Source organism: Stenotrophomonas sepilia (assembly GCF_003244875.1).
Lineage (GTDB): Bacteria > Pseudomonadota > Gammaproteobacteria > Xanthomonadales > Xanthomonadaceae > Stenotrophomonas > Stenotrophomonas sepilia.
In genome coordinates this window covers 1-7,807 of the sequence record NZ_LXXZ01000051.1, presented here as the reverse complement: position 1 = coordinate 7,807, position 7,807 = coordinate 1, and the positions used below count along the sequence as shown (strand labels likewise).

General features: G+C 66.9%; 6 protein-coding genes. 2 read left to right on the top strand and 4 right to left on the bottom strand.

Annotated elements, in window-relative coordinates; all coding sequences use genetic code 11:
• Positions 1-116: 116 nt before the first annotated feature.
• From A7X97_RS09835 to A7X97_RS09820, 4 genes are all read right to left on the bottom strand, one after another.
• Complete coding sequence (locus A7X97_RS09835; protein WP_111007871.1) at positions 117-680, bottom strand: TlpA family protein disulfide reductase; 564 nt, start codon at positions 678-680, stop codon at positions 117-119.
• Positions 677-3,058 (bottom strand): protein-disulfide reductase DsbD family protein, encoded by a 2,382-nt coding sequence (locus A7X97_RS09830; RefSeq protein WP_111007870.1) that lies wholly within the window; start codon positions 3,056-3,058, stop codon positions 677-679. The genes A7X97_RS09835 and A7X97_RS09830 overlap by 4 nt, the downstream gene beginning before the upstream one ends.
• Positions 3,055-3,393 carry a divalent-cation tolerance protein CutA gene (gene cutA / locus A7X97_RS09825; RefSeq protein WP_065196842.1) on the bottom strand — a complete coding sequence of 113 codons (339 nt, stop codon included), beginning with the start codon at positions 3,391-3,393 and terminating at the stop codon, positions 3,055-3,057. The genes A7X97_RS09830 and cutA overlap by 4 nt, the downstream gene beginning before the upstream one ends.
• A gap of 68 nt (positions 3,394-3,461) precedes the next feature.
• A complete protein-coding gene (locus A7X97_RS09820; RefSeq protein WP_065196843.1) occupies positions 3,462-5,252 on the bottom strand; it encodes an endonuclease in 1,791 nt (596 codons plus the stop codon).
• Positions 5,253-5,563: 311 nt separating this feature from the next.
• Between A7X97_RS09820 and A7X97_RS09815 the strand changes: the two genes are divergently transcribed.
• Positions 5,564-5,851, top strand: coding sequence for a co-chaperone GroES (locus tag A7X97_RS09815; RefSeq protein ID WP_005411227.1), 288 nt, complete (start codon positions 5,564-5,566; stop codon positions 5,849-5,851).
• 81 nt (positions 5,852-5,932) lie between these two features.
• Complete coding sequence (groL, locus tag A7X97_RS09810; RefSeq protein WP_005411226.1) at positions 5,933-7,582, top strand: chaperonin GroEL; 1,650 nt, start codon at positions 5,933-5,935, stop codon at positions 7,580-7,582.
• Positions 7,583-7,807: the final 225 nt, after the last annotated feature.

Here is a 7,807-nt window from a genome sequence, read left to right as displayed (position 1 = left end):
GTACTTGCAGCGTCCCCGCACTCCGACATCGCCCCGCCAACCCGCGGAATGCCCGCTTTGGCTGTTGGCGTTGCATTGAGCCGGGTGCAGGGCTGCAAGCCCTGCAAAAAACACCCTCACTTCACCCAGCTGTCGATCTCGCCGTGGGCGAACGGTCCCAGCTTCGCTTTTACCATTCGCCCCTGCGCATCGAACAACACGCTGTAGGGCAGCAGGCCTTGCGCGTTGCCGAGCTGCACGCTGGCATCGCGCGGGCCCGGTGTCTCGATCACGATCGGGTAGTCCACTGGCACCTGCTGCAGGAAACCGCGCACGTCGTCCGTGGTGTCCAGCGCCAGACCCAGCACCTGCACACCGTTGTCGCCCTGGGCACCGGCGAAGCGCGCCAGTTCGGGCATCTCTTCCACGCAGGGCGCACACCAGCTGGCCCAGACGTTGATCAGCAGCGGCCGGCCGGCAAAGCGATCGCGCAGGACCAATGGCTGTCCCGCCAGGTCCGGCAGTGTCAGCGCGGGCAACTGATCGCCCACCTGCAGCGTGGGCTTCATGGCCGTCGCCCTGGAAGCCGTCGCTGGCGCGGCAGGTGATGATGGGCCGGGGGCCAGGCGGTGCCCGGCCCACAGGCCGAGGCCGGCGGCCAGCACCGCTGTCCACAGCAGCGCTGGCCGTTGCCACTTCATCGTGCGGTGCGCAGCAGCGCTTCCTCGACCACCGCCTGGGTCAGCAGGGTCGGCAGCACGGTCGGCGGCGCGCCGGGGCCGTACACCACGTACAGTGGTACGCCAACCGCCTTGTGCTCTTCCAGGAACGTGGTGATCTGCGGGTCGACGTTGGTGTAGTCACCGCGCATGTACACCGCATTGGTGCGCTTGAGCAGTTCCTTGAACTCCGGCCGTGACAGCACCGCACGTTCGTTGGCCTTGCAGCTCACGCACCAGTCGGCGGTCATGTTGACGAACACCACGCGGTTGTCGGCGCGCAGGCGGTCCAGCAGCTGCGGCGAATACTCGACCACGTTGTCGCTGGCGGCCTGTGCGGCCCTCGCCGGCGGTGCCAGCTGGGTCACGCCCCAGGCCGGAACCAGTGCACCGATCGCCAGCAGCACGCCGAGCAGGGTCCCCGCACGCGAGCCGGTCCAGCGGTTGCGTTCAAACAGCCACAGGCCGAACGCGAACAGCAGCAGGCCACCCAGCACCAGCGCCATGCCGTCCACGCCGCGCTGCTTGCCCAGCACCCACAGCAGCCACAGCGCAGTGGCGTACATCGGGAAGGCCAGCACGTGCTTGAGCGTTTCCATCCACGGGCCAGGCTTGGGCAGGCGGCGTGCCAGCGCTGGCACGAAGCCGATCAGCAGGAACGGCAGCGCCAGGCCCAGGCCGAGGAACAGGAACACGGTCATCGCCTTCAGCGGCGGGGCAATGAAGGCGTAGGCGATCGCACCGCCCATGAACGGGCCGACGCAGGCACTGCCGACCACGCAGGCCAGCGCACCGGTGAAGAAGTCACCGGCCGGGCCGCTGCGGCTGGCCAGCGACTGGCCAAGGTTGCCGATGCCGCCGCCGAGGGTGAACACGCCGGACAGGCTCAGGCCCACCGCGAACATGATGTAGGCCAGTGCCGCCACCACGCCCGGGTGCTGCAACTGGAAGCCGATGCCGACGGCGTTGCCGATCGCGCGCAGGCTGACCATCAATGCGCCGATCACGGCGAACGCGACCAGCACGCCCAACGTGTACCAGAGCGCGTGGCTGCGGGCGCGCTGCGGGCTTTCGCCGCTCTGCGCCAGGCTCAGCACCTTCAGCGACAGGATCGGCAGCACGCAGGGCATCAGGTTCAGCACCAGTCCACCGGCCAGCGCCAGCAGCAGCACCCAGACGAACGAACGGTCCGGGTTCGGGGTGGTCGCCGGCGGACGCGTGCGAAGCGCATTGTCACCACGCGCGTCGGTGGCGAACGCGTTGCCTGCGCCCTGGCCGCCCGTGGCGGCGGGAGTGGCGTTGCCGTCGTTGGGTACGGTCGGCAGCAGGCGCAGCGGTACGCCATTGGCGGATTCACGCGGCGCACCGGCAGCGTGCAGCGCATTGACGGCTTCCTCGCGCACTGGCGCCTGGCCGGTGCCGGCGGTGAGCTTGCCGGCCGGAATCGACAGCTTCACCCGACGGGTCATCGGCGGGTAGCAGATACCATCGGTCTGGCAGCCCTGGAAGGTCACCACCAGGGTGCTGTCGACCGCATCAGTAACAGTGCGGCGCAGCGGCAGCGGCACTTCCACCTGGTTGAAGTACACCGAGACATCGCCGAAGTGCTCGTCGCGATGCGACTGCGCGGCCGGCCAGCGCGGCTTGTCGGCGAGCACGCCGGCGCTGCCTTCCAGCTTCAGCGAAGTGCGGTCGCGGTACAGGTAGTAGCCGGGTGCCGGGCTGAAGCGCAGCAGCAGGGTGTTGCCGTCGCTGGCGATGGCATCGAAGCCGAACGCCTGTTCCGACGGCAGCGGCAGCGCCTGGTTGTTGTTGGCCGCGCCCGGCAGGCGCAGGCCACCGCTGTTGCCGGCACCGGCCAGCGGGTTGTTGAACGGACTGGCGGCACCGGTACGCGCGGCAGGCACCGCGGCCGCCGCACCGGCACCCGGCAGGGTGACCTGCACCACGCGCTTCTGCGGCGGGTAGCAGACGCCGGCATCGGCGCAGCCCTGGTAGCGGACTTCCAGGCTGATGGTGCCGGCGGCGTCCGTCGGCGTGCCGGGCAGGGTGGCCTGCAGGCGCTCCCGATAGGTTTCGACCTCGCCGAAGAAATCATCGTGGTGCCTGTCACCCTTGGGCATCTGCAGCGTGCCGGCATTGAATGCCGGATCCGCCTTGACGCTGGTGCGGTGGCGATACAGGTAGTAGCCCGGTGCGATCTTGAACTGCAGTTGCACCTGGCCCCGTTCGGGGGCCGTGGCGGTCAGCGCGAACGCCTGGTCCACCGGCAGCAGGTCCTTCTCATCCAGGGCCAAGGCGGGCAGCGAGAGCCACAACAGGGCGCACAAGGCAGCGCCACGCGCAAACAGAGTCTTCAATCAGTGTCCTCCCGGGTCTGTGCCCGGATCCAGTCCAGATACGCCGGCAGGCCGGCCCGGGTTTCGACCGCGATGCACTCCGGGAGTTCATACGGATGCAGTTCGACGATCCGGGCGATTGCGTCATCGATGCGGCTCGCGGTGGTCTTTACCAGCAGCTGCAGCTCGGCATCGGTGGTCACCTCGCCCTGCCAGCGGTAGGTGGACTGCGCGCCATCAAGGCGGGTCACGCACGCGGCCAGGCGCTCGCCGACCAGCGCGTGCGCAATGCGCTCTGCACTGGCCCGGTCCGGGCAGGTGGTCAACAGCAGCAGGACGGGATCGACGATCGGCATGACCGCCGAGTATAGGGCCGCCGCCGGGTCAGGGCCCGGCGGCGGCAGTGGACCGCTGCGTTGCGCGGTCAGTTGGCCAGCTGGCAGGTGGCTGGCTTGGCCGAGGTGAACAGGGCCGGGGTCGCCCACTCGGGGTGGTCGATGAACGGGTTGCGATTGCCCTGGAAGCTGTAGACCACGTCATTGCGGGCACGCTCGGCATCATCCGGCGGATCGGACAGGTGCCAGTCGATCAGCGTCGACAGCAGGCCCATGTAGGCCGGCGAACTGCTGGTCTTGACGATCTTGCTGCGGTCGTCGGTCAGCTCCAGGTCCGGCTCGGACTGACCGGTGGCCGCATCCTTGCCGCCCTCATAGCGGATCGCCATGTACATCACCGCACGCGCCATGTCGCCCTTGCGCTTGCCCCACACCTCGAAGGTGCCGGTGTTGCCGTCCGGCGTGCGCACCCAGTTGGAATTGCCCGGGTAGCCACCGCTGCCGCCGCCCTGCCCATTGTTGGCTTCGGTGGCACGCTCGCCGCAGCTGGCATCGCACTTGGCGAACGGCTTGTTGCCACGGTCGGCGTTCCACTGCGCGTCGGTCAGGTACAGCATGTGGGTGTCGGTGTACGGCGCGTAGGGCAGGCCCTTGTCACCGGTGGTGGTGGCAAAGCCCAGCGAGTTCGGCCAAGTGTGCTCGCGGTTGTAGGTCAGGCCGCTGCCGGTGCCCGCACGATCACTGACCTTGGCGTAGCTGCGGTTGCGGTACGCATCGAGGATGCGGTTCGGGTTGTTCGGATCCTCGTCGGCGATTTCCAGGATGGTCCAGGTGCTGGTGCCCGAGCCGCTGTACGGGTAGGCGGTATGGCCCTTGATGGTGGCGTGCAGCGAGCAGCGCAGCTGGCTGGGGCTGCTGGTGTTGACCCTGGAGTAGTAGCCGGCCGGCACGCCCGGGTTGCCCGGGTCCGGATTGCCGCCGGTGCTGGCCACGGTGAAGGCGATGCGGCTGTCGGCGGCCGGATGCGCGCCCTGCAGGTCGGTGATGCGCGCAGCGCGGATGTCGAAGCGGCAGGCTTCACCGGCCACCAGCGCGGTGTTGGTGGACAGCTTCACGCTGCGGCCGCTGGCCGGGAAGGTCAGCGGCACGGTGCCGGAGGTGCCGCAGCTCAGGGCGAAGGCGCCACTGGCCAGGTTCACCGTCTCGCTGAACACCACTTCCAGGTCGGCGGCAGCCGGGAAGGTGCTGCTGCCCTGCGCCGGGGTGGTGGTGGAGACTGACGGCGGCGTGTTGGGGCCTGGCGTGCCGCCGCCGCTGAAGGTCTGGCCGTTGTTGCAGCTGCCGAACGTCTGGCCGGCCGATTCGGCCCAGGTGAAGTGGGCGTACTGGCTGCCGCTGCCGGTCAGCTGCAGCGAGGTGCCCGGCGCGGTGCTGTTGCTTTCGGCCACCGGGATGTTCTGGCTGGTCATGCCCGCGGCAGGGCCACCGGAGGCGGTGATGGCGCCCTCGTAGCTGAGGAACTGGACCACCTTGCCGCTGGCATCGACCAGGGCGATGCCGTCGTTCGGACCATTCTGGAGGCCGTTGGTCGGATAGTTGACCACGGCGATGGTGGCGCTGCCGCAGCCGGCGGCGGTGCCGGCCGGGACCGGATTGTTGGCGTAGACGGTGGCGGCCGACGGGTTGCTGCCGTTGTAGAGGTAAAGGCGGTAGCCGGACAGGTCCTCACCGGCAGTGGCTACGACCTCGATCGCTTCGCCGACGTCACCGGCGGCGGTGCTGTCGTCGTAGTGCAGTTCATTGATGAAGACCTCGGCCTGGACCGGCGCAGCGGCCAGCGCCAGCAGGCAGGCGGCGGCAAGCGGGGACAGCAATCGCATCGACTACTCCTTGTGATTGGGAATGCCTGACCGAGCCTAAGGCCGATCCAGTGACACTTTGTCGTAAATGAACGTCAGATATCTGACAGTGCGACGCTTGTCACCGAAATTGATCTGGACCGACGCCCTGGCCGAGGCGCGCGGGCGAAAAAATTTTTTCATTCCGCCCTTGAAAGGGGGCGGCAGGGCTCCATCTCTGCCCTGCTCCCGACGTTGTCGGGTTTCTTCACGTGCGGTTCTGGCACTCGCCTGGGGTGAGTGCTAACATCGCCGGACTTTTTTAGACCAATCAATCACTTAAGAGGTCTCCTATGAGCATCAAGCCGCTGCACGACCGCGTTGTGGTCAAGCCGATCGAAGCCGACGAAATCTCCGCCGGTGGCATCGTCATCCCCGACTCGGCCAAGGAAAAGTCCACCAAGGGTGAGGTCGTGGCCGTCGGCCCCGGCAAGCCGCTGGACAACGGCAACGTGCGCGCGCCGTCGCTGAAGGTCGGCGACAAGGTCATCTACGGCCAGTACGCCGGCAGCTCGTACAAGAGCGAAGGCGTCGAATACAAGGTCCTGCGCGAAGACGACGTGCTCGCCGTCATCGGCTGAGCCCCGGCGCGACCTGTTTCAACCTGATCCCAAACTCCCAGCCGCCGGGCATCGTCCGGCGCTACCAATGAGGTAAATGCAATGGCTGCCAAGGATATTCGTTTCGGTGAAGACGCCCGTTCGCGCATGGTGCGCGGCGTCAATGTTCTCGCCAATGCCGTCAAGGCCACCCTGGGCCCGAAGGGCCGCAACGTCGTGCTGGAAAAGAGCTTCGGCGCCCCGACCATCACCAAGGACGGCGTCTCCGTCGCCAAGGAAATCGAACTGGCTGACAAGTTCGAGAACATGGGCGCGCAGATGGTGAAGGAAGTCGCGTCGCGCACCAACGACGATGCCGGCGACGGCACCACCACCGCCACCGTGCTGGCCCAGGCCCTGATCCGCGAAGGCGCCAAGGCCGTTGCCGCCGGCATGAATCCGATGGACCTCAAGCGCGGTATCGACAAGGCCGTTTCGGCTGCCGTCGCCGAGCTGAAGAACATCTCCAAGCCGACCGCCGACGACAAGGCGATTGCCCAGGTCGGTACCATCTCGGCCAACTCGGATGAGTCGATCGGCCAGATCATCGCTGACGCGATGAAGGAAGTCGGCAAGGAAGGCGTCATCACCGTTGAAGAAGGCTCGGGCCTGGACAACGAGCTGGACGTGGTCAAGGGCATGCAGTTCGACCGCGGCTACCTGTCGCCGTACTTCATCAACAACCAGCAGTCGCAGACCGCTGACCTGGATGACCCGTTCATCCTGCTGCACGACAAGAAGATCTCCAACGTCCGTGACCTGCTGCCGGTGCTGGAAGGCGTCGCCAAGGCCGGCAAGCCGCTGCTGATCGTGGCCGAGGAAGTTGAAGGCGAAGCGCTGGCGACCCTGGTGGTCAACACCATCCGTGGCATCGTCAAGGTCGTGGCCGTCAAGGCCCCGGGCTTCGGCGACCGTCGCAAGGCGATGCTGGAAGACATGGCCGTGCTGACCGGCGGCACCGTGATCTCCGAAGAAGTCGGCCTGTCGCTGGAAAAGGCCACCATCAAGGACCTGGGCCGCGCCAAGAAGGTGCAGGTCTCCAAGGAGAACACCACCATCATCGACGGCGTCGGCGACAAGGCCAACGTTGATGCACGCGTGGCGCAGATCAAGACCCAGATCCAGGACACCTCCTCGGATTACGATCGCGAGAAGCTGCAGGAACGCGTGGCCAAGCTGGCCGGCGGCGTTGCGGTGATCAAGGTCGGCGCCTCGACCGAAATCGAAATGAAGGAAAAGAAGGATCGCGTCGACGACGCCCTGCACGCCACCCGTGCAGCCGTTGAAGAAGGCGTGGTCCCGGGCGGCGGCGTTGCCCTGGTCCGCGCGATCACCGCGCTGGCCGGCCTGAAGGGTGCTAACGAAGACCAGAACCACGGCATCCAGATTGCCCTGCGTGCGATGGAAGCCCCGCTGCGCGAGATCGTGGCCAACGCTGGCGACGAGCCGTCGGTCATCATCAACAAGGTCAAGGAAGGCACCGGCAGCTTCGGCTACAACGCGGCCACCGGCGAGTTCGGCGACATGCTGCAGTTCGGCATCCTGGACCCGACCAAGGTGACCCGTTCGGCCCTGCAGAACGCGGCCTCGATCGCCGGCCTGATGATCACCACCGAAGCCATGGTTGCCGAAGCTCCGAAGAAGGACGAGCCGGCCATGGGCGGCGCTGGTGGCATGGGTGGCATGGGCGGCATGGGCGGCATGGACTTCTAAGTCCACGCCTCCGGCGGTCGTTGCCGGCCTCGGTCGGCACGCCTTCCCGATGTGATGTAAAGAAGAACCCCGCCGCAAGGCGGGGTTTTTCGTTGCCCGGTTGCCGTCGCCGCAGTGCATCGCTACGCTCGGTAACCATGCCTACCTCGTTCATCGTCGTTGACGACTTCCTTTCTCCCGCCGATGCGCAGGGGTTGCGCCTGGTGGCACTTTTTGTGTTTGATT